Genomic DNA, 26552 nt, shown 5'->3' on the forward strand with positions numbered 1-26552 from the left:
TGTGCGGAGCGGCTGGGAATGCGAGGCGCAAACGCGCAGCCGCATACGCAGGGAGGAGGTCGGGGAATCCCTCCTCCCTGCGTCCGAGTCAGCCCGGCACCGCCCATGGACAGAGGCTGTGGCGGGGCCGACCACGTCAGGTGAAGGAGTCTGAACTCGGTCTCTCCGGAAGTAATCTGACCGCTATCAATTCGAGTCTGCCGCATCTACGCACGCGCATCCACCGCCTTAGCCATCATTCCGGTCACCGACGGGTGGCATCATCCCCGTCGGCGGGTCCGGCCCGGTCCCGACCTTTCTAGTCGTCAGGGCGGCGACGGGACGAATAGTTGACCTCTGATGCTAAGAAATGCCATCGGCCGGGCGCCGGGTACGAAGCCTGGAAGACGAGCCGCGCGTCGGCCGCGTCGCCGACGCGCGGGCGGGGTGGCGGCCGGGGCCCGACGGCGCTCGCGTACCTCCGAACGGAGTCGTGGTGCCACCTCTTCGAGGGAACCGGGCGCCCTGACCCAGGGCGGGAGGCCGTCAGCTGCCGAAGGAAAGGGCGACGACCCCGCTCGGGGCCGTGCGGTGCTTCGGCGCCGCTGTGCGGTGACAAGGAGATTCACGTGTCGCGTGTTCTGAAGAGTGCGGGTCTGGCCCTGGTGCTCGGCCTGGCGGTCATGGGCGGTGCGTCCTCGGCGTCGGCCGACGCCACCGCGGAGGGCATCGCGGCGGGCTCGCCCGGTGTGCTGTCGGGCAACGTGATCCAGATCCCGATCCACATTCCGATCAACCTGTGCGGCAACAGCATCAACGTGATCGGTGCGCTCAACCCGGCCGCCGGCAACGTCTGCGTCAACGCCTGAAGCTCGTGAACGGCGGCCCGTCCCGGTCGGAAGCTCGACCGGGACGGGCCCGCAGGCGGCACCGCCGTCAGGCCAGGGTGCGTACGTGCTGGTCGCGGAGCTCGTAGCGGGCCGCGACCACGGCGAGTTCGCCCGCCGCCACCTTCCCGGCGAGGTCGGGTTCGGCCGCGAGCCGTCCGCGGACGTTGCGCACATGCGCATCGATCGTCGCGTCGACGCGGGCCTCGCCCTGCCGACCGTGATCGATGGACGGCCGTATCTGATCGGCCAGGTACTGGACGTGGGCGGGCAGCGGGTCGCCCGACTCGTCGGCGTGGACCGCGGCGGCGACCGCTCCGCACGATTGATGCGCCAGGACGAGCACGAGCGGTATGCGTAGCTCCAGAACCCCGTACGCGATGCTCCCCAGAACCGCCTCGTCCAGCACCTCGCCCGCGGACCGCACGGTCAGCAGGTCACCCAGTCCTTGGTCGAAGACCAGCTCGGGCGGAACGCGGGAGTCGACGCAGCCCAGCACGAGCGCGAAGGGCTGTTGGCCCTGGGCGAGCCGGCGGCGCAGGGGCGCGGACTCGTGCGGGTGCTCCTGGTCCTGGGCCCGCCACCGCCGGTTGCCGGCCGCCAGCCGACGCAGGGCCTGTGCGGGGGTGGTCACGGGCTCGGCGCTCTCCGGGGCCCACGAGCCGGCGAAGGCGGGCAAGGCCGCGCCGAGGGTCAGGCCCGCTCCGGCGGCCGCGGCCGTGCCCGCCACCGCGGTGCGCAACAGGGCACGGCGGCTGTGCGGAGCAGAGGTGGTTCGTATGTTCGAAGACATGGCCGGACCGTAACCCGCCCGTTCGGTACGGGAGTTGGTGCGGCGACCACAATGGCGGGATCCGCGTGCGGGCAGGCCGGATGGAGCCGAGATCCTCTCAGCATGCGGGCACCGCAATGCGGGCACCTGGTCCGCACGGATCGCCGGGCGGCGCGCCGGGCCAGGGCGGTGTTCGTGCGGGAGGAGTCGAGGACGAGCATCGGCATTTCGGCCGACCCGGCCCCACGTGCGAGGCTTGCCCGGTACCCGGGAGGAGATCCAACACGATGCACACGCCGAGCCGGCCCGAAGACCTCGAACACCCCGAACTGCTGTGGGCCAGGGCGGTGACCATGGCCATGGTCGACACCGCGTGTTCCACCGGTACCGAGTTCGCCCTCGACGACGACGGCCTGTGGTGCCACTCCACCGGCGGGGACGGCTGGTGGCGCCTGACCCTGGTGGACGAGGGGCACGCGGTGTTCTGTGGCCAGGACCCCGACGGCAGCCACACCCATGTCGACGGAGAACAGATCGACTTCCTCGCGGGCGGCCCCGACTGGCTGCCCTGGGAGCTCCTGCGCGACGACGCCGCCGGGAACCTCTTCGGCTTCGTCTACTGGTGGGAGAACGGCGCCTGGCACCGCATCCCCTACCCGGACGAGGTGCGGGAGGACGGACTGGACGGTGCCGCTGCCTGGGTGGGCGCGGACGAGGAGGAGTTCCTCGGACTCACCGTGTCCTCGTTCGACGCCCCGTCGACGCGGCAGCGGAGCCTGACCGATGCCGTCGCCCGGTTCGCGGCGCTGGCCCGGGAACGCAAGGCCGACGCGGGCGCCGTGGCGGCGCTCCTGGCGGCGGCCCACACCGAAGGCCGCCCGGCTCCGCGCCTCGACGCGGCACTCGACCTCGCCACCCGCGCGGGCATCCTCTCCCAGAGCGTGTCCTGAGGCGTCCCGAACCACGGCCGCCGGCCCGCCGCACATGACGTGCGGCGGGCCGGCGGCCGTTTCCCGTGCGCTCCCTCGGCGGCTACTTGAGTCCGGAGAAGGCCTTGGTGAAGGCCAGCGGCTGCTGAAGGATCGAGCTGCACGTGGCGTCGGCGTGGTTGACGGCCCCGGCCGCGCACTGCTTGTCCCGCGTGGAGGACCACATGGCCAACCGACCGATCCCCTTCGAGGCGGCGAACTGCACGAGCTGCGTCGCGTCCTCCACCGTGAAGATCTCGCTCGCGACATCGTTCACGCCGATCATCGGCGTGACGGCCACGGCCTTCCATGCCGCAGCGTCGGACAGCCCGAGCACGCCCTTGATCTGTGCCTGCGTGGCCGTCGCGGCCTGGATCGCGTACTGCCCCATGTCCCCGCTGTACGCCGGACCGTAGTCCATCGCCATGATGTTGACGGCGTCGATCCGCACACCGTTCTTCTTGGCGTCGGCCAGCAGCGCCACGCCCGGCTGGGTCAGCCCCTCGGGCATCACCGGCAGGGTGAAGGCGACGTCCAGGCCCGGGTGGGACTTCTGCAACCGGGCGATGGCCTGCGCGCGGCGGGCGTTCGCCGCGGTGTCCGGCAGGGCGGCGCCCTCGATGTCGAAGTCGACCTTGGTGAGCCGGTACTGGTCGACGACCTTGCCGTACGCGGCGGCCAGCTCGTCCACGGTGGCGCAGTTCAGGGCCAGTTCGTGACCGGCGGCCCCACCGAACGACACCCGGACGTCGCCGCCCTTGGCGCGCAGCGCACCGATCTGGGCGGCGACCTTGTCGTTCGCGAGATCCGTGACGCCTCCCCACAGCGGTGCGCAGCCCCCGCCGGAGGTGATGAAGGCGAGGTGGAACTCCTTCACGCCCGTCTTCGTCGCGGTGTCGAGCAGGTCGTACGCGGGGTACAGGGAGGTGTCCACGTACGGGGCGAAGCGCGCGCCGCCGCCCCCGGGGGCGGGGGTGGGGGTCGGGGCGGTCGCCGTGGGGGAGGGCGGCTTGGTCCCGGTGGGCGCGGCGGACGTGGCGGGCGCGGTCGGGGCCGGGCTCGCCGTCACCGTGGGCCGGGCGGTGGGACGCCCGCTGGGCTGGGCCGTGGCGCCCTGGTCCACCGAGCACTTCACCCCGTTGATCAGACACCCGGTGGGGTTGCCGAGGGTGCCGGTGCCGCTCGCGACGAAGCCGACGGTGACGGAGGCGCCCGCCGCCAGCCGGCCGTTCCAGCTAGCGGGCTTCACGGTCACGCGGCGACCGGAGACCGTGTGGGTGCCGTTCCAGAGTGAGTCGATCTTCGTACCCGCCGGCAGGTCGAACTGCAGGGTCCAGTCCGACTGCGCCGTGCCGGTGCTGTTGGTGATGACGTACTGGCCGGTGTAACCGCCGCTCCAGGAGCTCGACTTCGTGTACACGGCCCCGACCGAGCTCGCCTGCGCGGTCCCGGTGAAGGCGAAGGCCACCCCACCGATCACCGCGGCCGTCACGAGCGCACCCGTGACCTTCGCCGTACGACTCGTCCTGCGCCGGTGCCCGACTGTGCTGCCCATCGCGTGCCTGCCTCTGTGTTACTGGGGAGTTGGGGATCCGGCAGCACGCTAGCCGCACCGAAACGGACATTCGTTCGTTTCGGTGCGGCCGCGATGAGTCTTAGGTTCCGCTTAAGGCAGGGACAAGCGGGGGATCAGGAAACGGGCCCGATCCGGCCCGGGAGCCGCCGACTTCACCGGATGCGGCGGGGCTGAGGAGAGTCGGACTCCGGCAGGGAGCTGTCCGTGCCGGAAGTACCGCGGAGGCGCCGCCCACCGCCTGGCCCCTTCGTGGTCAACCCCGGCTCCGGCAGGCCGCGTTGGGCCGCGTGCGCGGTCGTTCCGATGTCCGGAGGATCACGGGCTGATTTCTTAGCATCAGAGGTCAACAATTCTCTCGGCCCCCACCCGGCCGACTAGAAAGGAGCGCATCGGAAACCGAACCCGGCGTCGACGGGGTGATGAACCCGTCGGCGGAATATGGCGAAGGTGGTGATGTGCATGCGTGAGCGCAGCAGGATCCGAGCGATCGCGGTCAGATCGCTGACGCGAATTCCGCGTCGCGGACCTCTCTCCCGATAGGCCGGCCATGCTGATACCGATGCTGTTCTCCCCGGCGCTCGCTTCGGCCGACGAATACCGATCCCTGACCTCGACCATCCGGTCCAAGGCGCAGGACGCGCAGGGATTCTTCGGCGGAGCCGGTCGCAAGGAGGGCGAAATGCCCTACCTACCCCTCCACGTCCAACTGCGCGGTCTGTTCATCGAGCTCTACATCGAGCTCCGTCCACGCAATACGAGTCTGCGGATCGTCGGCTTCCGCAACATCTTCGAGAACGGTCAGGCCCCGCCGGAAGCGTACGTCCGCCACGTGCGGGATTCGGTCGCACCACCGGGCCTGAGCCGCACGGAGGCCCTGCCGTTCGGCGGAGGCCGCGCCGACCTGGAGACGGCCGCCGCCGTCCGGCGTTCGGGGATCCTGCTCGGGCGCCGGCCTTTGAGCGACGCCGTCATTCGACTGCATCAGAACCGCGATGCGCGGAGCACCGCGCACGGATTGCTCGTGCTCTCGGAAATGCTCTGCGAGGCCGCCCGATATCCCGCCCTGGCCGATGCGATGTCACGTATATGGATGACCGGAGGGCGACTCTAGTCCGCGGCTTCCGCCCGGAATTCCCGGACGACGCCGTGTTTCCCTGCCGGGCGATGTTCGGCGCTCTCCTCGGCGAAAGCGCAGAGCCGGCCGATGGCCTCGCAATGGCTGTCCGGTGTGTCGTGGTGCTTCTTGTGGGGTGGCCCGTCGATCCACTGGTGCCAGGGTCCGTCCGCGGTCAGGAATCGGGCCGCGTGATCGGTGTCGAGCTCGGCGTCGAGGTGGAGGAGCGCGCCCATGGCGGCGGGCTGGTCGTAGTCGAGGTCGGGGCGTCGCAGGTAGCGATCGAGGTAGGCCGCCGGCAGGTCGGCGTCGGCGGCGGTCGCGAACGTGGCGAGGGCGACGCAGTAGGCCGAGCCGGCGAAGCAGACCTCACTGGCGAGCAGCATCTCGCCGAGGCGCTCGCGGAACTCGGTTCTCCGGGCGGCGGCGACGAGCCAGGCCGCGGTGAGGCGTTCGCGCCACCCGCCTTCGAGCAGGATGGTCAGCTCGTGGGGCGTGATGGCGCGGGCGTCCTAGCCGAGTTCCCGTAGGAACGTGGTGCGGTCATGCTCGGTCATGCCCATGAGTGAGCCGTCGAGCTCGAGATAGCGACCGCCGGGCCGGAACCGTGCGATCAATGGATTTCCCCTCGCGCCGGCGGCGTCAGCCGTGCGTGGCGTCGATGACGCAGAAGCGGTTGCCCTCGGGGTCGGCCAGCACCACGAAGTCCGGGTCCTGCGGGTAGGAATCCCAGTCGACGTGCCGCGCCCCCAGCGAGACCAGCCGTGCGACCTCGGCGCTCTGCTCCGCCGCGTCCGCCGCGTACAGATCGAGGTGGACGCGCGGCCGTTCCTGTACGGGCGTCACGCTCCGGCCGAGCGCCAGGCCCGGACCGCCGCCGTCGGCCGGGACCAGGACCGTCCAGCCGTCGTCCACCTGGCCGTCGCGGGGTACGTACCCCAGCGCCCGGCTCCAGAAATCCGCGGCCCGCCGCACGTCCGCGGCTCCCATCACGATCGTTCCGAGGGTCAGCATGATCCGATTCTGGCAAACCCGGTCCTCGACCACACACCCTAGGGTGCCGCGCTCCGTTCGATCGCGACCATCGCCGCGTCGTCGTCCAGGGTGTTGCCGGCCGCGTGCGCCAGCAGGTCCTCGCACACACGGTCCAGCAGTGCTTGCGGGCGCAGCCCCGGCCATGCGCTCACGCGCCGCGCCAGCGGGTAGAAGGCGCCCGCCCCGTCGCGTGCCTCCAGGACCCCGTCCGTGTAGAGGAGCAGCACGTCCCCCTCGGTGAAGGCGAAGGTCTGCGCGGTGACCGACGCCGCCACGAGCCCGGCGAGCCCCAGCGGCGGCGCGGGCCGGTCCACCTCCAGCTGCTCGGCGCCCCCGGCGCGCAGCACGAGCAGCGGCGGCGGATGGCCGCAGCTGACGAGGTGCACCACCGGCTCGGCGTCGGGAATCTCCAGAACGGCCGCGGTCACGAAACTCTCGCCCTCGTCCCCGCCACCGTCCAGATCCGCCGAGACCGCGGCCTCCAGGTAGTCCACCAGGCCGGGCAGCCCGGCCTCCTGGTGGGCGGAGGCCCGGAAGGCGCCCAGGACGAGCGCGGCGTCCCCGACCGCCTCCAGCCCCTTGCCCCGCACATCGCCGATGATCAGCCGCGTGCCGGTGGCCGTCCGGGCGGCGGCGTACAGATCGCCGCCGATCTGGGCCTCGGCCGCCGCGGCCAGGTACACGGAGGCGACACCGAGCGGGCCGATCCGGTCGGGCAGCGGCCTCAGGACCACCTCCTGGGCGGTCTCCGCCACCGAGCGCAGCTGGGTGACCTCCTTCTCGTGCACCTCGCGCAGGTGGGCGAAGAAGGTCGCGAACGCCGAGATCATCACGAGCGCGATGATCTGGAAGGTGTGGTTCAGATCGGTCAGGCTGGTGCGGGTCGTGGCGACCACCACCTGGGCCAGTACGGCGACCAGCCCGACGAAGCCCGTCATCCGGGGCCCCGCGAACGACGCGGTCACGGCCGGCGCGGCAGCCAGGAACGGCCCGAGGTGCACCTCCGGCGGAGCGAGCACGTCCACCGTCGTCACCAGGGCGATCAGCGCGAACGGGACCGCCAACTGCGCGTGGCCCACCGTGGGGGACCGGTGGTGACGTGGGTGCGACGGTGGCCGGAGATCCATCCCCCCTGCATACACCGCGAGGCGGGCCGGATCCCCGAAGCCAGGCCGTCGTAGGCAGGACCGCCGGTCCGGCCGATCCCTGTCGTCCCGCCGGACCTGCCCGTCCTCCCGGTCCTACGGGCGACGGCGGGGCTTGCCGCCCTTGCCGCCCTTGGCACCGCCGCCCGCGGCGCCGCGGGGGTTCTTGCCGGTCGGCTTCCCGGACGAGGTCTTCGCGCCCCCCGACTTCCGCTGCCCGCCGCCACCCGTGCCCGTTTCCGGGCGCTTGCGCTTCGCCTTGGGCTGCGGCGGGGTCGGCGCGCGCCCCCGCGTGCTGTTCACGGTCCGGCCGCGGACGATCCCGATGAACTCCTCCACCAGATCGGTGGTCTCCTCCTGCGGCCACGACAGCGCGACCCGCGAGGCGGGCGCGTCCGTGACAGGCCGGTAGGTCAGGTCCTTGCGGTGGTGCAGTCGGGCGAGCGACTGCGGGACCACGAGCACGCCCACACCGGCGGCCACCAGCTCGATCGCGTCGGCCGTCGTCTCGGGGCGCTCGATCGCCGGCTTGCCCGGCAGCTGCTCCCAGGCCAGGGTGTCGTCGAGCGGGTGGAACACGATCTCGTCGGCGAGATCCTCGGTGGACACCTCTTCCGCCGCGGCCACGAGGTGATCCTTGGGGACCACGACCACCGTGGTCTCGGTGTAGAGGGGGATCGCGCTGAGATCGTCACGGTCGACCGGCAGGCGCACGAATCCGGCATCGGCGCCGCCCGCCCGCAGCACGCCGAACGCCTCGATCGGGGACACCGCGACCAGGGTCAGCGGGACGTCGGGCAGCCGCTCGTTCCAGATACGCACCCACTTGCTGGGTGTGACCCCCGGGACATAAGCGAGCCGGAACGAATGGGGTACTTCCGAGCCTGTCACCCCGCAAGGTTACCGGTCGTGGTCGGAGGTAGCGCACACGCTCGATACTCTTGACACCATGACGTCGCACCAGAACACCCAGACGATGAAGCCCGCGACCGCGGCGAAGAAGCTGGGCGTGTACCTCGAGGCCACCCCCGCAGAGTTCCAGGAGGGTGTCGTCTCGCGCAGCGAATTGAGTGCGCTCCAGGCCGACCCGCCCCAGTGGCTGCAGGAGCTGCGCGCCAACGGTCCGCACCCCCGACCGGTGGTGGCGGCCAAGCTCGGCGTGTCCATCGCCGGCCTCGCCCGCGGCGGGGTCACCGAGCCCCTCACCACGGAGCAGATCGAAGCGCTGAAGCAGGAAGGCCCCGAGTGGCTCCAGCGTGAGCGTGCCACCCAGGCCGAGGTCCGCAAGGAAACGGTCCGCATCAAGGAGAAGAACGCGGAGCGGGCCGCGAAGGCCGGCGAACAGCACTCCTGACCCGCGGCTTCGCCGTCCGCCAGGCCTGGTCTCCCGTGGGGAGGCCGGGCCTGACGCCTTCTCCCGGCCCGCCGGGCCACCGACACCCCACCCCCATGGGGCCGGGCCGACTCACCCGGCGGCCCCGTCCCCGCCCAGCGATCGCACCGCCCGGTCGAGCCGGGCCCGCCTGCTCTCCGGGGTGAGCGCCTTCAGCAACGGCAGGATGACCTGGTAGCGCCCGGTGCGATCGAGGGCCTCGAACGCCGCTCCCGCCGCCGGATGCGCCGCGAACGCCGCCGCGAGATCCGGTGGCACCGCCGCCGTCCGCTGAGACTCGTAGGCGTGCGTCCACCGCCCGTCCGCCTGCGCCCTGCGCACCTCGGCGAGCCCGGGCTCCCGCATCCGCCCCGCGGCGCTCAGCTCCGCGACCTTGTCCACGTTCACCTGCGACCACAGGCTCTTGGCCCGGCGCGGCACGTACTTCTGCAGGTAGTACCGCTCGTCGAGGGCGCGCCGCTGCCCGGAGATCCAGCCGTAGCACAGCCCGATGTCGACCAGCTCGTCGTCGGTGACCGACGCGATCCCCGACTTCTTCTTCGCCAGCTTGATCCACACGCCCTCGTGGCGCGTGTGGTGCTCGGCCAGCCAGCTCTCGAACGCCGCGGCGTCCGCGAAGCCGATGATCTCCACCCCGCCCAGCTCCTCCATGCGCCCAGGCTATCGCCCGCCGCCCGGCTCGGCCGGGGCTGCCGACGGAAGGCACCGGGCGACATCGGCTCCGGGGTGTAAGCCCGGGGGCCGATGCCCGGGCCGCCGACGGCCGGCTACGGTCGGGCCATGGACAATCCACCGAAGAGCGCGAAGACCACGAAGACCGCGCGGAGTTCGAGGTCAGGGACCGGAGCGGCCCTCCGGGCCTGGGGCGGCGCGGGCCTCTACACCCTCGTCCTGGCGCTGCTGATCGGTGGTGTCCCGTACGCCGCCGGGCCGCTCCTGGGGATCGTGCTGCTGTTGGCTCTGACCCCGCTCGTCCCGCTGCTGCGGCACCGGCCGCTCGCGGCACTGACGCTGACCCTCCTCGGCGGGACGCTCGTCGCGGGCGCCGCCCGGGACAACAGCCCGGGCCGGTTCCTCGTCTTCCTCGCCTCGGACCTGGTCCTGGGCCTCGTCGTCGCCACGCGCCCCCGCCGGGACGCGGTCGTCGCCCTCGTCGTGGTGGTCGTCGTGGAGCTCCCGGCCGTCGGGCTCCTGTCGCACGGACCCTACGACATCATGAGCACCGGCCTGATCGCCTTCCTGTCCCTGGGTGCTGTCTGCATGGCGGGCCTGCGGTACCGAGAGCGCCGCGAGCACACCGCCGAACTGCGCACACGGCAGGTGGCCGAGGCCGTGACGGCCGAACGGCTGCGCATCGCCCGCGAGTTGCACGACATGGTCGCCCACAGCATCGGGGTGATCGCCATCCAGGCCGGTGTCGGCGGCCGGGTCATCGACACCCAGCCGGCCGAGGCCCGCGCCGCGCTGCTGGCCATCGAGACCACCAGCCGCGAGACCCTGTCCGGCCTGCGCCGTACGCTGGTCGCCTTGCGTCGGGCCGAGCCGGACGGCCACGAGGGGCAGGCGCCGCTCGGACCCGCTCCGGGACTCGCGGACCTCGACGCGCTGGTGGCCACCACCGCGGACGCCGGAGTGCGGGTCGACGTACGGTGGGTGGGGGAGCGCGGTCAACTGCCGCCCGAGATCGACCTGTCGGCGTACCGCATCGTGCAGGAGGCGCTGACCAACGTGGTCCGCCACGCGGGCACCGGGCACTGCCGGGTCACCATCGGATACGGGGAACAGGAGCTGACCGTGGAGGTCGTCGACGACGGGCGCGGTGCGCCCGACGGCATCGGAAGTACGGGATTCGGCATCACCGGCATGCGCGAGCGGGTCGGCCTGCTGCACGGCCGCTTCAGTGCCGGCCCCCAGGCCGGGGGCGGCTTCCGGGTCGAGGCGGCGCTGCCGCTGCCCCGCACCGCGGCGGTCGTGGACGGGCTCCGATGAGCGTCGAGCCCCCGCGGGCGATCCGCGTCCTGCTCGTGGACGACCAACCGCTGGTCAGGTCCGGCCTACGGGTGCTGATGGCCGACACGGCCGACCTGACGGTCGTCGGCGAGGCCGGCACGGGTACCGACGGGGTCCGCCTCGCCGCCGAACTACGCCCCGACGTCGTGGTGATGGACATCCGGATGCCCGGCATGGACGGAATCGAGGCCACCGGGCTGATCACCGCGGAGACGCAGGACGTCAAGGTGCTCGTGCTCACCACCTTCGACGAGGACGACCACGTCTACGGGGCGCTGCGCGCCGGCGCGAGCGGATTCGCCGTGAAGGACATGGCCGTGGAGGAGATCCTCGCGGCGATCCGGGTGATCGCCGCGGGGGACGCCCTGATCGCGCCGGGCGTCACCCGCAGGCTGATCGCGGACTTCGTCCGGGCACCCGGGCCCACGGCGCCCGAGGCCCGGGCGCCGCGGCCCGTCGTGGGGATCACCGAGCGCGAGCGGGAGGTCCTGACCCTGGTGGGGCGGGGTCGTTCGAACGGCGAGATAGCCGAGGAGCTGTTCATCTCGGCGGCCACGGCCAAATCGCACGTCTCGCGACTGTTCACCAAGCTCGCGGCCCGGGATCGGGTCCAACTCGTCATCATGGCGTACGAGATGGGGCTGGTCTCAACGCCCCGCTGAATCGATTCCTCAGGCGGTCGCGGGCTCCGGGCGGTTCTCGTCCCGCCGTCCGGGGGAGGTCGCCGACCGCGTGGAGAACAGCCCGTCCAGGGCCAGGGCGCCGGGGCCGGTGAACACCAGCAGGAGGAACGCCCAGCAGAACATCGCCGAGGCTTCGCCACCGTTCTGCAGCGGCCACAGCGCGCCGGGCTGGTGCACGGTGAAGTACGCGTACGCCATCGAGCCGGACGCGACGAAGGCCGCCGCTCTGGTGCCGAGGCCCAGCAGGATCAGGGCGCCTGCGACGAGCTGGATGGCGGCCGCGTACCAGCCGGGCCAGGTGCCGGCGGCGATGGTTCCGCCACCGCGCGCGCCGCCGAGGACCCCGAAGAGGGAGGCGGCGCCGTGCGAGGCGAAGAGCAGTCCGGTGACGATCCGGAAGAGGCCGACGGCGTAGGGCCGGGCAGGGTCGAGACGTGAGTTCATGGGGGGAGGATCCTTCGGTCGGGGACGGGTTCCGAAGTCGTGCCGATGTTCTCGATCGTGGGGCGAGCCACAGGTTAGGTAGGCCTAACCGGGCTGGCAAGCGCGACTTCCGGCCGGCCGCGCGCCGGGCCGCACGGATCGCGCGTGTGAGAGCGCCTGTGATCGCGTGTGATCGCGTGTACGTGAGGTTCGACGTCCGGCCGTGTGGTTCCCGCGGCGGGTCGGCCCCGTCCGCCGGCGATCGGCCGACCCGTGGGGTCCGCTGGACGCGTGAGCATCCTCCCCGGCCGTGACTGGTGGACCGGGCTCCCGCCCGCGGCGGGAGCCGCCGTCATGGCCACCGGCATCATCTCCGTCGGCCTGCGCCTGACCGGGCACGAGGCGGCGTCACTGGCCGCGCTGATCGTCGCCGCGGCGCTGTGGCTCGTACTCGCGGCCGACGTCACCGCCCGGCTGCTGGGCGACCGCGGGCGGTTCCGCGCCGAGGCCGACACGCCGGCCGCGCTGACGGCCGTCGCCGCCACCACCGTCATCGGGGCCCGGCTCTCGCAGCAGGGGTGGCAGACCGCCGCCGCCGTGCTGCTCGTACTGGCGGCGCTGCTCTGGCCCGGGCTGCTGTTCAACGTCCTACGGCACTGGCGGCGGCGCATGCCGGGAGCCGCCTTCCTCGGCTGCGTGGCGACCCAGGGCCTCTCCCTCCTCGCCGCGTCCCTCGCCGACGCCGAACACCAGGAGCCGCTCGCCCGGGCGGCGCTGGTCGGCTTCTGCCTCGGCCTGCTGCTCTACCTGGCCGCCCTCTTCCGTTTCGACCTGCGCGAGGTGGTGGGCGGGGCGGGTGACCACTGGGTGGCGGGCGGCGCGCTCTCCCTCTGCGCCCTGGCCGGATCCAAGCTCACGGCGTCACCCGTATGGACCGGTTCGGCGCACGCCACCCTGCGTACCGTCACCCTCGCCCTGCTCGCCCTGTCCCTCGTCTGGTACGTCGTCCTCCTCGCCGCGGAACTGCGTCACCCGCGGCCGCGCTACGACATCCGGCGCTGGGCCACCGTCTTCCCGCTCGGCATGACGGCCACCGCCTGCCTCTCCGTGGCGGACCCGGCCGGCATCGCCTGGCTGCGCCCGCTGGGCGAGGTACTGCTCTGGATCGCCGTGGCCGCCTGGCTGCTGACCTTCGCCGCGCTGATCGCCTCGCACCTCACCGCCCGCGGCGGGGCTCCGGGCCGATGAGGCGCACGCCCCGCACCCACCCCCCGTCCGGCCGTGTGGCGACGGCGCCCTCTCCTCAGTAGGGTCCGGGCATGGCGTACACATTCCAGGTGACCATCGACTCGACCGACCCGCACACGCTCGCCGACTGGTGGGCCGAGGCCCTCGGCTGGGAAGTGGAGCCGAGCGACGAGCAGTTCATCCGCGGCCTGATCGAGGCGGGCCACGCGAGCGAGGACGACACCAAGACCCACCGGGGCACCCTCGTCTGGAAGGCGGGCGCCGCGATCCGCCACCCGGAGGGGCTGGAGCGCGCGCCCCGCGTCCTGTTCCAGTACGTCCCCGAACCCAAGACGGTCAAGAACCGGGCCCACTTCGACGTCCGGACCGGCTCCGACGACCCGAAAGAGGTGGTCGAACGCCTCATCGCCAAGGGCGCCACGCACCTGCACGAGGGCAACCAGGGCCCCAGCGTATGGACGACCCTCGCCGACCCCGAGGGCAACGAGCTCTGCGTCTCTCACTAGGGGATGTCCGTGAAGGTGATCCTCTTCGGCGCGACCGGCATGCTCGGCCGGGGCGTCCTGCGCGCATGCCTGCGCGACGACACGGTCGAGAGCGTCCTCGCCGTCGGACGCACGCCGCTCGGCGTCAGCCACCCCAAGCTGCGCGAGTCCGTGCAGAGCGACCCGTCCGACCTGGCGGCCGCCGGGATCGACCCGGCCGCGTACGACGCCTGCTTCTACTGCCTCGGAGTCTCCTCCGTCGGTATGACGGAGGAGGCGTACCGGCACGTCACCCACGACCTGACGCTCGCCGTGGCCCGGCCCCTGGCCGCCGCCAATCCCGGCATGACCTTCGTCTACGTCTCCGGCGAAGGCACGGACAGTACCGAGCGGGGCCGTTCCATGTGGGCCCGGGTCAAGGGCAGGACCGAGAACGACCTGCTGGAACTCCCCTTCCGCGCCTACATGTTCCGCCCCGGGATCGTCCAGCCGGTGCGCGGCGTGCCCTCCAAGGCCCGCATCTCACGGATGTTCTACGCCGTCCTCGGACCGCTGGTCCCCCTCGTGCGGCGGGTCGCCCCGAACCTCGTCATCACCTCCGAGGCCTTCGGCCGCGCCATGATCGCGGTCGCCCGACCCGGCACCGAGGTCCCCGGCCACATCCTGCGGCCCGCCGACATCAACCGCCTGGGCGGAGCGCCGACCAGGCATAATTGACTACCGGGCACACCCTCCCGCACGTGAGAATGAGCCATCTCGAACCGGGAGGACCCCATGAGCCAGGAGACCCTGACTCTGCATGACCTGATGCCCGCGCAAGCGCTGGCGGAGTCGATCGACGCAGGGTACGTGACCCGCAAGTCGCACCCCGAACTGCCGCTGTCCATCTACACCTACACACGGACGGCCCAGTACGACCGCGTCTGGAACGACGTCACCACGCGCTGTCGCGGACTCGTCGCCGACGACACCACCGGCGCCGTCGTCGCCTTGCCGCTGCCGAAGTTCTTCAACGTCGGCGAGCACGAGTCGGGTCAGCCGTACGCCCCCGCCCTCCCGGACGAGCCGTTCGAGGTCTACGACAAGGTCGACGGCAGCCTCGCCGTCGTCTTCCACTACGCGGGCCGCTGGCGGGTCGCCTCCAAGGGCTCCTTCATCAGCGCCCAGGCGACCTGGGCGCAGCGCACGCTCGACGGCCGGGACACCGGGGCCCTGCGCCCCGGCACCACCTACCTCGCCGAGATCCTGTACCCGCAGAACCGCATCGTCGTCGACTACGGCGACCGCCGGGACCTCGTCCTGCTCGCGGCCTTCGGGCCGGACGGCACCGAGGTCCCGCTCGCCGAGGCCGCCCCGCACTGGGAGGGAATCGGGTCCGTCGTCACGGTGTGGCCCGCCATGCCCCTCCACGAGCTGATCGCGCTGGCCGAGTCCAACACCCTGCCCGGCGGCGCCTCGGCGACCGGCACCCAGGCGGAGGGGTTCGTGCTGCGCTTCGCCTCCGGTGTGCGCGCGAAGGCCAAGCTGGCCGAGTACGTACGACTCCACCGGGTGCTCACCAAGGCCACCGAGCGGGACATCTGGCGCGCCCACGGCATCCAGCGGTTCGCCGGCCTGCCGCTGGGGCAGCTCGCCCAGGGCCTCGGCACCACGGCCGCCGAGATCGAGGCGTCGAGCGGCAAGCCGCTCGACGCCCTGCTCGACCAGGTGCCCGACGAGTTCGACGTGTGGGTGCGCGAGGTGATCGAGCGGCTCGAGTCCGAGGCGGCGCTGCGCGAGCGTGCCATCGACGAGGCGTACGCGGGGCTGGCGCACCTGGCGGCCGACCGGGGTGCCTTCGCCCGTGCCGTGAAGGCCCTGCCCGAGCGGGAGATCCGGGCCGCGATGTTCCTGCGCCTGGACGGTCGGTCCACGGAACTGGCCGTCTGGCGCAACGTGCGGCCGGAGACGTCCGACCCCTTCACGAACGACGAGGAGAACTGACCCGTGTCCGAAGAGACACCCCACACGGACGCGAACCCCACCGCCGAGGCGACCGCGGGCGAGACCGCGGCCCTGGTCGCCGTCGAGGAGCCCCGGCTGCCCGTCGTGCACGTCATGACGGGCCTGCCGGCCTCCGGCAAGACGACGGCCGCGCGCGCCCTGCAGGCCGAGGCCGGTGGCCGCATGCGCCGCGTCAACCTCGACGACCTGCGCCTCATGCTCGACCTCCCGGACCCCGCGCGGGGCCGTAGCTTCCGGCACGAGCAGACCGTGCTGGCCGTCCAGGACGCGGCGGTCCGCGCCGCGGTCGACGGCGGATTCGACGTGGTCGTCGACAACACCCATCTGACCAAGAACATCCCCAAGCGGCTCAAGGCGGCGGTCGGAGGTCTCGCGACCTTCGTCGTGCACGACTTCACCGACGTCCCGCTGGAGGAGTGCCTGCGCCGGGACGCCGGGCGCGAGCGCCAGGTCGGCGAGGAGATCATCCGCATCCTGGCCGAGAAGCACGAGAAGGCGCGGCGGGGAGGCTGGCGGCTGACGGCGGAGTGGATGAACGGCGGGTCGGGAGCGATGGCCGCGCCGCCGGTGACCGAGTACGTCCCCGACCCGGCTCTGCCGGCGGCGGTGATGTGCGACATCGACGGCACACTCGCACTGACCGGCGACCGGGGCCCGTACGACTTCTCGCGCTGCGAGCTCGACCTGCTCAACGAGCCGGTACGGCACGCCCTCGACGCCTTCCGGCGTGCCGACGGAGACGTCATCGTGCTGCTGTCGGGGCGCGGCGAGGAGCACCGCCCGCAGACCGAGTCCTGGCTGCGGCGCCACGAAGTGCCGTACGACGAGCTGTGGATGCGTCCGGCGGGAGACACGCGCCGCGACGACGTGGTGAAGGCGGAGCTGTTCGACAGCCACGTGCGACACCGGTACGCGGTACGGGTCTCGCTCGACGACCGGGACCGGGTGGTCGCGATCTGGCGCCGGATGGGCCTGCCCACCTGGCAGGTCAACTACGGCGACTTCTGAGGATCGGGCCACCGTGAACGCGAGGGAGGCCACCGGTGCCCGGCGGCACGTGCTGATCGTGGACGGCGCGAACGTCGTCGGCTCGGTGCCCGACGGCTGGTGGCGGGACCGGCGGGGCGCGGCCGTCCGGCTGCGCGACCTGCTGGCCGGCCGGAGCGGGGACGAGGAGATCGTCCTCGTCGTCGAAGGCGCCGCCCGGGGTGTCGAGTCCGTGCCCGGCGTACGGGTGGACCCGGCGCCCGGCAGCGGTGACGATCGGATCGTGGAGCTGGCCGCCGCGTACGCCGAGCGCGGCTGCGTCGTGGTCACGGCCGACCGAGAACTGCGGGAACGGGTCCGGGCGTACGGCGTGGAGTGCGTGGGTCCGCGTGCCGTACGCCCGGTGGACTGACTGCCGACCTGCCGGTCCGGCCACCCGTGGGATCTGCCTACCGGCGGGACCGGGTCAGCGGCAGTACTTCACCTCGGAGAGGTTCTTGACGTAGCGCGCGGAGACCCAGCGCTCCTTGTCGTACGCGTGCTTGGGCGCCGCGGCGTCGTTCTCCCAGCTGCCGTTCCGCTCGGCCAGGCGGTACCAGATGCGGTTGCCGTCGACGTTGTCACCGTACTTCTTGCAGTCGATCTCGACCTTGCTGTTCGGGTACACGTGGCCGAGGGACTGCGAGCGGGTGCTCGGCTTGCTGCGGACCGTCAGCGGGCCCTTCGAGACGACCTTGCCGGTGACGTGCCGCTCGGGGTAGACACCGGGCTCCGCGGACCCACCGCCGACGACGATCTCCCGCGGCGGGCGGTTCTCCGGACCGTCGTCGGCGACGGCGGCGCCCGCTCCGACCAGACCGAGAACCAGGCTGCCGGTGGCGAGAGCGAGGGTGGTTCTGGTGGGCTTCAGCATGAGCCGGCTCCTCTACGAAGACATCCACCCGGCCGCGACGCGCGGCACGGGGCGACAACCAGGCGGTTGCCAGGGACGACTATGGCGAGGGTGGGGCGCGTGGTCCCGGTGGCTCACCGCTGTTTAACCCGATATGACCAATTTGCTCCACGGAGGTGCGTGGCCGTGCCCGCCCCCGAACGGGCACGGCTACGCAGCGGGGCCCCGGGGGGAATGGGCCGATGCCGGCCGATGAGCCGGCGGATGAAAATCTACGGCGCGGCCACCGGCACCGCGCCCATCCAGGGGATGAGACCGGCCTACCACTCAAGGATGCGACGTCATACAACCTGGGTGGTACACAAGGAGGTTGAGGTGTAGTCACGCACCCGCCCGGCGGCGGTCCGCATCCGCTCCGGGGTGCGGACGGTGCCCGGCGGGTGCGAGAGTGGGTGCCATGGGAATCGATGACTACGGCGGCGGCGCCGGCGCACACGAGAGCGGCGTCCTCGTCGTGACGACCAACGACGTCCCCGGCTACCGGGTCGAGCGCGTCATCGGCGAGGTCTTCGGCCTCACCGTCCGCTCCCGCCACCTGGGCAGCCAGATCGGCGCGGGCCTGAAGTCGATGATCGGCGGCGAGCTGAAGGGCCTCACCAAGACCCTGGTGGAGACCCGGAACCAGGCCATGGACCGGCTCATCGAACAGGCGAAGGCGCGCGGCGGCAACGCCGTGCTGATGATGCGCTTCGACGTCACCGACGCGCAGGACGTCGGGACCGAGGTGTGCGCGTACGGAACGGCCGTCGTCCTCGTCCCCGCGTCCACCTGACCCGCCCGACCGGCGCCCTGCCCCTGCTGCGATGCTCACCTCGTGACCGATCGATACGAGGTTGTCGTCGTCCGCCGGCCCGGTCGGGCCCTCTCCGCCCAGGACGGCCTGGCCGAGCTGTTGGCCGCCTACCATCTGCGGACCGAGGCCGAGAAGGGTGCGGCCGTCGCCGGCGTGGACGGTCTGCCGGACCGCTACCGGGCGGAGATCGCCGATCCGCGGGCCGCGTTCGCCGACGACGTGGTGCTGCTGGCGCTGAGCGGGGACACCGCGGTCGGCTGCCTGGTGGTGACCGCCCCGGTCGGGGGCCGGCACGAGGTGAAGCGGCTCTGGACGGCCCCGGAGTTCCGCGGGCTGGGCGTCGCGTCCCGCCTGATCGGCGCCGCGCTCGCCCAAGCCGAGGAGAGCGGCGCCGCCGCGGTGCGGCTGTCGGTGTGGGACTGGCGGACCGGAGCGATCGCGCTCTACGAACGGCTCGGCTTCACCGTCACCGCGCCGTGGGACGAACGGGACCACCTGGTCTGCATGGAACGTTCCACACAAGGGCGGAGCCGCTGCCGGTGAAGCCGTCCGGCCCGTCGTGCTCAGGCCCTGCCCGCAGCGGGGCCTACCGCTTCCAGAGGGTCACTTCGGTGAGGTACGTCGGGACCTTGTAGAGCCTGTCCGTCGAGGGCTCGACGCTGACGATCTTGACCATCGCGAGATTGCCCTTGCTCGTGACGGTGCACAGCAGGTCGCCCTGGACGATGGCGCTGTCCGCCCCGCCGAGGTCCGACTGAGGCAGCTTGTCGGGAATCGGATCGGTGGCGGCCCCGGTCTCGCACTGCTCCGGGGTGGCGCCCTTGCTCTTGCCGAACGGGGTACCGCTCTGGACGTCCTCGTAGCCCATGGACAGTTCCCGGTCGTTGTAGCCGATGCCCGGGAAGGGAGCCACCTTGGGGAAGTCGAGGTCGATCACGTTGATCTTGCCGAACTCCCTGGGCGCCAGGAACTTCACGGGCTTGTCCTTGAACACCACGGTGTAGGTGCGCGTGGCGGGCCCGCCGGAGGACGAGCCCGAAGCCGAGGGGGAAGGGGTCGAGCCGCCGGCCTGCGCCGCGGGCGACGCGTCCTTCGGGGACTCTGCCGGCTTCTTCGGTTCGCTGTCGCTCGCGGACCCCTTCGCGCCGCTGTCGTCCTCGCGCGTCAGGTACCAGGTGCCACCCGCGGCGAGGGCGACGACCAGGACACCCGCTCCCACCACCAGCGGCACCCGACCGCGGCGCGCGGCGGGGGCGGGGGCGGCCGGTTCGGCCGGCGCGCCGTAGGCCGGGGCGTAGGCGGGTGCGGCGGTGGGCGCGCCGTACAGGGGCGGGTGCGCGCCGCCCACCGGACCGGGGCCCTGGGTCGGCGCGTACGCCGGGGGGACCGGCCCGGGCGCCTGCGTGGGGGCGTACGACGGCGGGGCCGGGGCCTGCGTCGGTGCCGCCGGTGCCGAGAACTGCGTCGGGGACGGCGCCGGCGCCTGGGCCTGTGCCCGCGCCGAACGCTCGCGCCGCTCGATCTCCGTGGCCAGCGGAGCGGGCAGCCAGCCGTCGAAGTCCCGCAGCTCCCGGCCCGCCGCACGGCCGCACCACTCGGCCAGCTCCGTCGGGGTGGGCCGCTGCTCGGGGTCGGAGTGCAGGCAGCGCTCCAACAGCTGGCGCAGCGGCTCCGGGTAGCCGCTCAGGTCCGGTGCCTGCTGCGGGGTGTTGGCTATCGCGGCGGCGATGGACAGCCCCGCGCCGTCGCCGTACGGGTGGCGACCGGTGGCCACGACCGCGGCGATCAGACCCAGCGCGAAGACATCGGTCGCCGCGGTGACCGTCCGGCCGAGCGCGTGCTCGGGGGACATGTACTGCGGCGTGCCGACGAAACCGCCGCTGCGCGTCAGCTGGGTGGTGTCGGTGGCGCGCGCGATCCCGAAGTCGATCACCCACGGGCCGTTGGACCCGAGCAGGATGTTGCTCGGCTTGAGGTCGCGGTGCACCACCGAGGCGGCATGGATGGAGTGCAGGGCCTGCGCCGTGCAACCGATCAGCTGGAACACCGCGGACAGCGGCAGCGGGCCGTGCGTGGCGAGGGCGTCGTCGAGTGCCAGGCCCGGCACGAACGCGGTCGCCAGCCACGGCTGTTCGCCACTGGTGTCATGGTCGAGCACCGGCACGATGTGGTAGCCCTGCACCCGGCGGGCGGCCTGCACCTCGCGCTCGAAGCGGACCCGGAAGTCCTGCTCCTGGGCGAACTCACGACGGATGACCTTGAGGGCGACCGGCTGGTTCCCGCGGGTCCGCGAGAGGTACACGGAACCCATACCGCCTTCGCCGATCTTCGCGAGCAGCCGGTAACCGGCGATCTCCTGCGGATCGCCCGGACCGAGCGGTCTCAGTACGGCGTCGGCGCTGTTGGTCATGGGCTCCCCCTTGATGATCACTGGCACCAGATCCTAACGGGGGAGCGGACGACCGACGCACCGCGCCGGTACGGTGGTCACTCCGGAGACGAAGGGGCGGCCCGATGAGTCAACGCAAGTCGGCGGCAGAGGTGTTCGACGATCTGGGGGAGCGCTACGAGGAGGTCTTCGGGCGGGTTCCCGGCCAACTGGCCGCTCTTGACTGGCTCACCGGTCGACTGCCCTCCGGGGCTCGGGTGTTGGACGTGGGCAGCGGCACCGGACGCCCCACCGCCGAGGCTCTCGTCCGGGCCGGCTGCGCCGTCACCGGCATCGACGTCTCGGCGGCCATGGTCGAACTGGCCCGCGTCAGAGTCCCGCAGGCCCGCTTCGAGCAGGCCGACGTACGGACCTACACACCCGAGCGGGCCGACTTCGACGCGGTGTGCTCCTTCTTCCCGCTGCTGGTGATGGACCAGCCGGAGGTCGCGGAGGCACTGGACCGCATGGCGTCCTGGGTCGCGCCGGGAGGGTACTTCGTGCTGGCCACGGTGCCGGGGGACATCCGAGGCCTGGACATCGAGTGGATGGGCCACGAGGTCACCGTCAGCAGCCTCTCCACGGCGGACCACCTGGCCCGGCTCGCCGACCTGGGCCTGGAGGTACTCCACCACCACACCGCGCACTTCCGGCCCGCCGACGACCGAGCGGTCCCGGAGGAGCACCTCTTCTGCTACGCGCGCCGGAGCGTGGGTTCGTGACGGAGACGGACCTCGCACGGGACGCACGCCGCAGGACCCGTCACACGAGCCCGTCCTGCGGACCTATGACGTCGAAGCCGCGGTACGCGAGCTGGAGCGGCTGACCGCGGACGTCACGCCGGCGGCGTAGCAGCGGACCGCGGGGCCCGGTCGGGGCGCAGCCCCGCCGCCAGCCCCGCGATCACCACGAGCAGGCCCAGCCACACGGCCGGCCCCGGGACCCCGCTGCCCGCGAGGACCCCCGCACCGGCCGCGGCCAGGGGCGCGACCCCGGTCAGCAGGCCGGCGCGGCCGGCGCCCACGGCGGCCACCGTGCGGTACCAGAGCAGGAAGGCCACGGCCGTCACCATGACGGCGAGGTAGCCGGCCGCCGCCCATTGGGCCCGGCCCAGCGACGTCAGCTCGGCGGGGCTCTCGAAGACGACCGTGAGCCCCGCCAGCATCAGCGCACCCAGCCACACCGCGTGCACGGACACCCCCCACGCCCCGTGCCGGCGCAACACCGGCACCGCGAGCAGGGTGAAGGCGGCCTCGCAGCCCAGCGCGAGGGCCGCCCAGGCCACGCCGGCGGCATCCGTCCGGCCCGTCCCCTCGACCAGTACCGCCCCCGCCACCACCACCGGAGCCGCGAGCAGCACCCGGCGGCTGGGTCGGCGCCCCTCCAGGAAGGGGCCGAGCAGTCCCAGCAGGATCGGTACGGAGGCCACCGCGACGGCGATGACGGCCGGTTCGGCGTGTGCGACCCCGCGGACCACGGCCACGTTGAACAGCACCAGCCCGGTCGCCGCGATCCCCGCCAGCCACAGCCACTCCCGGCCGCGCGGCATGTGCACCGGCACCCGGGCGGCCCGGGCCAGGGCGAACAGCAGCAGCGCGGCGGCGGCGTACCGGACGGCCTGGGTGGCGAACAGCGGGGCGTCGACGAGCGCCCGCGAGACCGTGACGCTGCTGCCGACCAACGCCATCCCCGCGATCCCCGGAACCAGGTCACGAAGCGCGGTGGAGCCGCCGGGAGAGTTCGGGGAGTCGGGAACGGAGGTGGGGGTGGAGGTCGAGGTGGAAGCGGGCCGTGTGTGCATGGGATCCAGCCTGGCCGCACAATGGCCCCATGAGCAGGTCCAATCCAGGTGACACCGAGGGGTCCAAAGGCCCCGGCGGCTCGGACTTCCTCCAGCTCGACGTAGGTCAGGCCCCGCCCGGCGGCCGCACCGAATGGCTGGCCGGCCGGCTCCGCGCCGCCATCGCCGACGGCACCCTCCCGGTCGGCAGTCGGCTACCGGCGAGCCGGGTCCTCGCCGCCGAACTGCGCGTCTCCCGAGGGCTCGTCACCGAGGCCTACCAGCGCCTCGCCGAGACCGGCCAGGTCAGTGGTCGGGGCCGGGGCGGCACCGTGGTCGTCGCCGCGCCATCCCCGGCGGCCGCCCCCTCCCGCGCGCCCGAGCGGGGCGGACTCGTGGACGCGCTGCGCGCCGTACCGTGCCGGATCGACCTCTCGCCCGGCGTGCCCGACCTCGCCGCCTTCCCCCGTACCGCCTGGCTGCAGGCCGAACGCCGGGTCCTCGCCTCGCTCACCCCGGCCGACTTCGGCTACGGGAACCCCCAGGGCGCACCCGCACTGCGCGAGGCGGTCGTCGGCTGGCTGGCCCGGAACCGGGGGATCCGCGCCGACCCCGACGAGGTGGTCGTCGTCGCGGGCGTCGCCCAGGCGCTGGCGCTGCTCGCGCACGTCCTGCGGGAGGAGGGCGTGCACCGGGTCGCCGTGGAGGACCCGGGCTCGCTGGGCGCCCGGCAGCAGCTGGAGTACGGGCGGCTGGAGGCGGTCCCCGTGCCGGTGGACGAGGCCGGGCTGGACGTGGCCGCCCTGCGGGCGAGCGGCGCCGGGGCCGTCCTGCTCACCCCGGCGCACCAGTTCCCGACCGGGGTCGTCCTCGACGGCGAGCGCCGCCGGGACCTGCTCGGCTGGGCGGCCGCCGGGGGACTGGTCATCGAGGACGACTACGACGCCGAGCACCGTTACGACCGGGCGCCCGTTCCCGCCCTGCGCGCCCTGCTGCCCGAGGGGGTCTGCTACGCCGGGAGCGTGTCCAAGCTCCTCGCCCCCGCCCTACGCCTGGGCTGGCTGCTGGTCCCACCGCGCCTGCGGGACGCCGTGACCGCCGCCAAGCGCTACGCCGACCTCGGCAATCCGGTCCTCGCCCAGCTGGTCCTCGCCCGGCTGATGGACTCCGGCGAGCTGGAACGGCACCTGCGCCACGTCCGGCGACGCCATCGCCGACGCCGCGACGCCATGCTCGGGGCCGTCGCCGAACTACTGCCCGGTGCCCGGGTGCACGGCGCGGCGGCCGGGCTGCACCTGATGGTCACCTTCGACGGCGCCGACTTCGAGGACACGGACCTGGCCTCGGCGGCCCTGGCCCTGGGCGTGAAGACCCATCCGCTGTCCTGGCACCGGATCCGGCCCGGCCCGCCGGGACTGATCCTCGGCTACGCGGCGGGCTCGACGGGAGAGATCGAGGAGGGCGTCGCCACCCTGGCCACGGCGCTGGCCGGGGTGGTGGCGGCGCTGCCGGAAACCGGTCGGAAAGTTTTTCCGGAACGGCGGCAACCTCCCGGGGGGTCGCGCGTCGTGCGGGGGTGAAGGGGCGCAGTCCCGCGTCCTCGACCCGACCGTGGAGAACCACCGTGAAGAACCTGTTGCGCGTCCCCTTGGCCCTGCGCCGGACGACGGCCGTCACCGCTGCCGCCGCCGGGATGGCCGTCGCCCTCGCCGGCCCGGCCTTCGCCGCGAGCGGCGGCTCGGCCGCGCCCTCCCCGGCCGTCAGCGTGCCCGCGAGTGCCTCGCCCAGCGCGGGTGCGGTCAAGCCCTCCCCGTCGGTGAGCACCCCGCCGAGCGCGGGATCGGACACGCGGAGCGCGTCCCCCAGCGCCGCCCCCAGTGCCGCTCCGTCGGCCCCGGGGTCGGGCGTCCGGCCCAGCGCGTCACCGTCCGAGCCGGCCGCCGCCCCCGGCACCCCGGAGCTCGCGCATACTGGCTCCTCGGCGACCACGGTCGCCATGGGCGCGGGGGCCACCGTCCTGGTCCTGGCCGGCGCGGGAGCCCTGTACGCCGTGCGGCGCCGCGCGAACAGCTGAGGAAACCCGTGCTCCAACTGGCATCACCCGTCGGCCCCCTCACGCCCGGCTTCGGCCGGGCGTGGCGGGGCCTTTGGTCGTTGCTGCGCCGCGAGCGCTCGGCCCCGGCCACCTCCCCGCGGTCGCGCCCGGACCCGTACGGATCCTCGTACGGGCCGCCGTACAGCCACGACCACGACCACACGGGCCTCGGGGCGTCGCGGCCGCCCACCGTCACCGAGCTCTACCACGCGCACCGGCTGCGGATGGTCCGGCTCGCGGTGCTGCTCGTCGACGACCTGGCCACCGCCGAGGACGTGGTCCAGGACGCGTTCACCGCGCTGTACCGGCGGCACGGGGAGCAGATCACCGAGGTCGACAACGCGCTGGGCTACCTGCGGACCGCGGTGGTCAACACCTCCCGCTCGGTGCTGCGCCGCAGGCGGACCGTCCGGGCCTGGACCCCACCGACGGCGGCCGACATACCGTCCGCCGAGGACCACGTGGTCCTCGACGAGGCGCACCGCGAGGTACTCGCCGCGCTCGGCCGGCTCACCCCGCGCCGCCGCCAGGTGCTGGTGCTGCGGTACTGGGCCGATCTCAGCGAGGCGGAGATCGCGGCCACCCTCGGGATCAGCCGGGGAGCGGTGAAGTCCAACGCGAGCCGCGGCCTGGACGCCCTGGAACGGATTCTGGAGGGACGGATATGACGCGTGACGGCGAACGCCTCGCCGAGCGCCCCGTCGAGCGCCGACTGCGGGCGGCCCTCGACGCGCGTGCGGACGGCATCGACGTCCGACGGCTGCGCCCCGCGGAGCCGCCGGGGGCCCACCCGGGACGGCGGCCGATGGCCGGGCTGCGGCGGTTCGCCCTGCCGCTGGCGGGCCTGGCGGCGGCAGCGGCGGTCGCCGGGATCGGCTACCTGCTGTCGGCCCCCGATCCGGCGCCCGGCCCGGTGCCGCCGGCCACCCCGCCGAGGATCACGGCCCCCGGCCCCTCCCCGGAGCGGCCGACGTCTCCGGCGCCGCGGCCGTCGGGTTCGGGGGAGCGGAGCCCGGGCGTGGACTCCTCGGGGAGCCCGGCCGCTTCCTCGCCCCCCGGCCGGTCGGTGAGCCCGTCGGTCCCGGTCTCGCCCAGGCCGTCGGGAGCGGCGTCGCCTTCGGCGAGCCCGTCCGGGGCGCGCGGAGCGGTCGTGACGTCCTCGCCACCGCCGAGCTCCGCCCCCCGCTGAGGCGATCCGGCCCGGGGGAGGCCCCGGGCCGGCGCAGGGCCGGCGTCGGTCGGTTCCGGCCGGTGTCGGTCAGTGTCGGAGGTTTTCCACCGCCACCACCAGCGGGGCGAGTTCCGGGTTGAGCGACGCCTCGTCGAGCGCCTCGCGCAGGGCGGTGTCGTTGGTGGGGCGGGCGGCGGCCAGGAGGGCCAGGCCCGCCTCGCTGACATCGGTGTAGATGCCCCGCCGGTCGGTGTCGCAGATGTAGCGGTTCAGCAGGCCGCGGTCCTCCAGCCTGCTCACCAGCCGGGTCGTCGCGCTCTGGCTGAGCACCACCGAGTCGGCGACCTGGTGCATCCGCAGGTGTCCGCCCGGGCCGTTGTGCTGGCGGCTGAGCACGTCCAGCAGCGAGTACTCGCGCACGCTGAGTCCGTGCCCCGCCTGCAGGGCCCGTTCGATGTGTGCCTCGATCCGCCCGTGCAGGAGGGAGAGGGCGCACCAGCCCTGGGAGAGGGCGGTGAGCGCGCTGTCCGTGGCCGTCATGGGCTCCTCCAACGAAGCGTCCCTGGCTGGGTCTGTGTCCCCAGGATAGTCCACACGCGCAATAGCCCGCGCTTGCAAATATCC

The 26552-nt window shown here is 73.0% G+C and carries 31 protein-coding genes; 19 read left to right on the plus strand and 12 right to left on the minus strand.

From position 1 onward, the window contains the following. The first annotated feature begins 608 nt into the window (after positions 1–608). Positions 609–848: a chaplin gene (locus OG624_RS37990; protein ID WP_343299077.1), complete on the plus strand. Its 240-nt coding sequence runs from the start codon at positions 609–611 to the stop codon at positions 846–848. A gap of 67 nt (positions 849–915) precedes the next feature. Here OG624_RS37990 and OG624_RS37995 read toward each other — a convergent pair whose 3' ends face one another. Further along, on the minus strand, positions 916–1659 hold the full coding sequence (locus OG624_RS37995) for a carbonic anhydrase (RefSeq protein WP_033216357.1): 744 nt from the start codon (positions 1657–1659) through the stop codon (positions 916–918). A gap of 266 nt (positions 1660–1925) precedes the next feature. On the opposite strand from OG624_RS37995, the gene OG624_RS38000 reads away from it, so the two are divergent. Continuing rightward, the gene (locus OG624_RS38000) at positions 1926–2588 is read left to right on the plus strand and encodes a hypothetical protein (RefSeq protein ID WP_371640503.1); all 663 of its coding nucleotides are present in this window, start codon (positions 1926–1928) and stop codon (positions 2586–2588) included. Between the two features lie 82 nt (positions 2589–2670). On the opposite strand, the gene OG624_RS38005 is transcribed toward OG624_RS38000, so the two are convergent. After that, a complete protein-coding gene (locus OG624_RS38005) occupies positions 2671–4161 on the minus strand; it encodes a cellulose binding domain-containing protein (protein ID WP_326749930.1) in 1491 nt (496 codons plus the stop codon). A 580-nt stretch (positions 4162–4741) separates the two neighbouring features. On the opposite strand from OG624_RS38005, the gene OG624_RS38010 reads away from it, so the two are divergent. Continuing rightward, positions 4742–5293: a ribosome-inactivating family protein gene (locus OG624_RS38010; protein WP_237545687.1), complete on the plus strand. Its 552-nt coding sequence runs from the start codon at positions 4742–4744 to the stop codon at positions 5291–5293. Here OG624_RS38010 and OG624_RS38015 read toward each other — a convergent pair. The 4 genes from OG624_RS38015 to OG624_RS38030 all read right to left on the minus strand — a co-directional run bounded on the left by OG624_RS38015 (position 5290) and on the right by OG624_RS38030 (position 8367). Then, positions 5290–5796: a DUF6000 family protein gene (locus OG624_RS38015; RefSeq protein ID WP_371640912.1), complete on the minus strand. Its 507-nt coding sequence runs from the start codon at positions 5794–5796 to the stop codon at positions 5290–5292. The genes OG624_RS38010 and OG624_RS38015 overlap by 4 nt on opposite strands. Before the next feature lie 142 nt (positions 5797–5938). After that, positions 5939–6310 carry a VOC family protein gene (locus OG624_RS38020; protein WP_202507284.1) on the minus strand — a complete coding sequence of 124 codons (372 nt, stop codon included), beginning with the start codon at positions 6308–6310 and terminating at the stop codon, positions 5939–5941. Positions 6311–6348: 38 nt separating this feature from the next. After that, the gene (locus OG624_RS38025) at positions 6349–7458 is read right to left on the minus strand and encodes a PP2C family protein-serine/threonine phosphatase (protein WP_371640504.1); all 1110 of its coding nucleotides are present in this window, start codon (positions 7456–7458) and stop codon (positions 6349–6351) included. Positions 7459–7572: 114 nt separating this feature from the next. Beyond that, positions 7573–8367, minus strand: a complete 795-nt coding sequence (locus OG624_RS38030; RefSeq protein ID WP_033216367.1) for a LysR substrate-binding domain-containing protein — start codon at positions 8365–8367, stop codon at positions 7573–7575. A 58-nt stretch (positions 8368–8425) separates the two neighbouring features. Here OG624_RS38030 and OG624_RS38035 point away from each other — a divergent pair, with 58 nt between their 5' ends. Further along, complete coding sequence (locus OG624_RS38035; protein WP_033216369.1) at positions 8426–8830, plus strand: DUF5997 family protein; 405 nt, start codon at positions 8426–8428, stop codon at positions 8828–8830. Between the two features lie 111 nt (positions 8831–8941). Here OG624_RS38035 and OG624_RS38040 read toward each other — a convergent pair whose 3' ends face one another. Continuing rightward, on the minus strand, positions 8942–9520 hold the full coding sequence (locus tag OG624_RS38040) for a YdeI/OmpD-associated family protein (RefSeq protein WP_371640505.1): 579 nt from the start codon (positions 9518–9520) through the stop codon (positions 8942–8944). A 129-nt stretch (positions 9521–9649) separates the two neighbouring features. Here OG624_RS38040 and OG624_RS38045 point away from each other — a divergent pair, with 129 nt between their 5' ends. Together OG624_RS38045 and OG624_RS38050 are read left to right on the plus strand one after the other, a co-directional pair. Then, positions 9650–10858, plus strand: a complete 1209-nt coding sequence (locus OG624_RS38045; RefSeq protein WP_033217079.1) for a sensor histidine kinase — start codon at positions 9650–9652, stop codon at positions 10856–10858. After that, a complete protein-coding gene (locus tag OG624_RS38050) occupies positions 10855–11541 on the plus strand; it encodes a response regulator (RefSeq protein ID WP_033216372.1) in 687 nt (228 codons plus the stop codon). Before OG624_RS38045 ends, OG624_RS38050 begins: the two co-directional genes overlap by 4 nt. Positions 11542–11550: 9 nt before the next feature. Here the strand turns inward: OG624_RS38050 and OG624_RS38055 are convergent, their stop codons facing one another. Further along, positions 11551–12006, minus strand: a complete 456-nt coding sequence (locus OG624_RS38055; RefSeq protein WP_033216374.1) for a DoxX family protein — start codon at positions 12004–12006, stop codon at positions 11551–11553. A gap of 270 nt (positions 12007–12276) precedes the next feature. On the opposite strand from OG624_RS38055, the gene OG624_RS38060 reads away from it, so the two are divergent. From OG624_RS38060 to OG624_RS38085, 6 genes are all read left to right on the plus strand, one after another. Continuing rightward, complete coding sequence (locus OG624_RS38060; RefSeq protein WP_371640506.1) at positions 12277–13233, plus strand: tellurite resistance/C4-dicarboxylate transporter family protein; 957 nt, start codon at positions 12277–12279, stop codon at positions 13231–13233. A gap of 71 nt (positions 13234–13304) precedes the next feature. After that, a complete protein-coding gene (locus tag OG624_RS38065; protein WP_033216387.1) occupies positions 13305–13739 on the plus strand; it encodes a VOC family protein in 435 nt (144 codons plus the stop codon). Between the two features lie 3 nt (positions 13740–13742). Next, the gene (locus OG624_RS38070; RefSeq protein WP_033216388.1) at positions 13743–14435 is read left to right on the plus strand and encodes an epimerase; all 693 of its coding nucleotides are present in this window, start codon (positions 13743–13745) and stop codon (positions 14433–14435) included. A gap of 57 nt (positions 14436–14492) precedes the next feature. Continuing rightward, a complete protein-coding gene (locus tag OG624_RS38075; RefSeq protein ID WP_371589503.1) occupies positions 14493–15701 on the plus strand; it encodes an RNA ligase in 1209 nt (402 codons plus the stop codon). Positions 15702–15704: 3 nt separating this feature from the next. After that, positions 15705–16730, plus strand: a complete 1026-nt coding sequence (locus OG624_RS38080) for a phosphatase domain-containing protein (RefSeq protein WP_371640508.1) — start codon at positions 15705–15707, stop codon at positions 16728–16730. A gap of 13 nt (positions 16731–16743) precedes the next feature. Next, entirely contained in the window at positions 16744–17121 is a 378-nt protein-coding gene (locus OG624_RS38085; protein WP_266354184.1) for an NTP pyrophosphohydrolase, read from the plus strand. 54 nt (positions 17122–17175) lie between these two features. Here OG624_RS38085 and OG624_RS38090 read toward each other — a convergent pair whose 3' ends face one another. Beyond that, positions 17176–17622 (minus strand): SH3 domain-containing protein, encoded by a 447-nt coding sequence (locus OG624_RS38090; RefSeq protein ID WP_161293362.1) that lies wholly within the window; start codon positions 17620–17622, stop codon positions 17176–17178. Positions 17623–18058: 436 nt separating this feature from the next. Here OG624_RS38090 and OG624_RS38095 point away from each other — a divergent pair, with 436 nt between their 5' ends. Both OG624_RS38095 and OG624_RS38100 read left to right on the plus strand, forming a co-directional pair. Then, positions 18059–18433, plus strand: coding sequence for a YbjQ family protein (locus OG624_RS38095; RefSeq protein WP_030717675.1), 375 nt, complete (start codon positions 18059–18061; stop codon positions 18431–18433). 42 nt (positions 18434–18475) lie between these two features. Continuing rightward, positions 18476–18997 carry a GNAT family N-acetyltransferase gene (locus OG624_RS38100; RefSeq protein WP_161293360.1) on the plus strand — a complete coding sequence of 174 codons (522 nt, stop codon included), beginning with the start codon at positions 18476–18478 and terminating at the stop codon, positions 18995–18997. A gap of 43 nt (positions 18998–19040) precedes the next feature. On the opposite strand, the gene OG624_RS38105 is transcribed toward OG624_RS38100, so the two are convergent. Next, positions 19041–20864 carry a serine/threonine-protein kinase gene (locus tag OG624_RS38105; protein ID WP_371589507.1) on the minus strand — a complete coding sequence of 608 codons (1824 nt, stop codon included), beginning with the start codon at positions 20862–20864 and terminating at the stop codon, positions 19041–19043. A 104-nt stretch (positions 20865–20968) separates the two neighbouring features. Here OG624_RS38105 and OG624_RS38110 point away from each other — a divergent pair, with 104 nt between their 5' ends. After that, positions 20969–21604, plus strand: a complete 636-nt coding sequence (locus OG624_RS38110) for a class I SAM-dependent methyltransferase (RefSeq protein ID WP_033216395.1) — start codon at positions 20969–20971, stop codon at positions 21602–21604. Between the two features lie 113 nt (positions 21605–21717). Here OG624_RS38110 and OG624_RS38115 read toward each other — a convergent pair whose 3' ends face one another. Further along, positions 21718–22683, minus strand: a complete 966-nt coding sequence (locus OG624_RS38115; protein ID WP_371589508.1) for an EamA family transporter — start codon at positions 22681–22683, stop codon at positions 21718–21720. A 29-nt stretch (positions 22684–22712) separates the two neighbouring features. Between OG624_RS38115 and pdxR the strand changes: the two genes are divergently transcribed. From pdxR to OG624_RS38135, 4 genes are read left to right on the plus strand one after another with little or no spacing between them, the layout of a single operon-like run. Next, positions 22713–24242: a MocR-like pyridoxine biosynthesis transcription factor PdxR gene (gene pdxR / locus OG624_RS38120; RefSeq protein ID WP_371589509.1), complete on the plus strand. Its 1530-nt coding sequence runs from the start codon at positions 22713–22715 to the stop codon at positions 24240–24242. Positions 24243–24286: 44 nt separating this feature from the next. Continuing rightward, positions 24287–24736, plus strand: a complete 450-nt coding sequence (locus tag OG624_RS38125) for an LAETG motif-containing sortase-dependent surface protein (protein ID WP_078909069.1) — start codon at positions 24287–24289, stop codon at positions 24734–24736. Between the two features lie 8 nt (positions 24737–24744). Continuing rightward, positions 24745–25425 (plus strand): RNA polymerase sigma factor, encoded by a 681-nt coding sequence (locus tag OG624_RS38130; RefSeq protein WP_266354177.1) that lies wholly within the window; start codon positions 24745–24747, stop codon positions 25423–25425. Next, complete coding sequence (locus tag OG624_RS38135; protein WP_371589512.1) at positions 25422–25946, plus strand: hypothetical protein; 525 nt, start codon at positions 25422–25424, stop codon at positions 25944–25946. Before OG624_RS38130 ends, OG624_RS38135 begins: the two co-directional genes overlap by 4 nt. Positions 25947–26015: 69 nt before the next feature. On the opposite strand, the gene OG624_RS38140 is transcribed toward OG624_RS38135, so the two are convergent. Beyond that, positions 26016–26468, minus strand: a complete 453-nt coding sequence (locus tag OG624_RS38140) for a MarR family winged helix-turn-helix transcriptional regulator (protein WP_033216398.1) — start codon at positions 26466–26468, stop codon at positions 26016–26018. Positions 26469–26552 lie beyond the last annotated feature (84 nt).

This window comes from Streptomyces virginiae (genome assembly GCF_041432505.1).
Taxonomy (GTDB): domain Bacteria; phylum Actinomycetota; class Actinomycetes; order Streptomycetales; family Streptomycetaceae; genus Streptomyces; species Streptomyces virginiae_A.